Raw genomic sequence first — 545 nt, forward strand, 5'->3', positions numbered from 1 at the left:
CAGTTATCGGTTGTTGTAGGAGTAGGAGGCGTTCCGCTACATTGTCCTACGTTGACATCTGCAAGAACGGGCGTATTAGGGTCTGTAGTGTCATCAACAATCACATTTTGATTGACATTTATAGAGTTCCCATTTCCATCATCAAAGGTCCAGGTCACCACAGTTGTACCTTGAGTTGTAATTGGGAATGTAGTTGATGTGGTTCCATTGATTGTACCAGCACAGTTATCGGTTGTTGTAGGAGTAGGAGGCGTTCCGCTACATTGTCCTACGTTGACATCTGCAAGAACGGGCGTATTGGGATCGGTTGTGTCATCAATAACTATGTCTTGAAATACATTGATAGTGTTTCCATTACCGTCATCAACCAAATAAGTTCTTGTGATCGTACCATCATTATTTACAGGGTCAGCAGTCTGACTTACAAAAGTTACAGTAGGTGTTCCACAGTTATCTGCTTCATCTGTGACCACATTAGGGTTAGCAGCAGGCACATCAGCTAAACATTGTACATTAATATCAGCTGGGTTTGAAGCAGTAGGCGG

Annotated in this window: 1 protein-coding gene; it reads right to left on the minus strand. The window is 42.9% G+C overall.

Going from position 1 to position 545, the window contains the following annotated elements:
• A partial coding sequence (locus AAFP94_RS14885) for an HYR-like domain-containing protein (RefSeq protein ID WP_409629194.1) occupies window positions 1–545 on the minus strand: 545 nt, incomplete at both ends.

It is taken from the genome of Gilvirhabdus luticola (assembly GCF_040117515.1).
In the GTDB taxonomy this organism is placed as follows: domain Bacteria; phylum Bacteroidota; class Bacteroidia; order Flavobacteriales; family Flavobacteriaceae; genus Gilvirhabdus; species Gilvirhabdus luticola.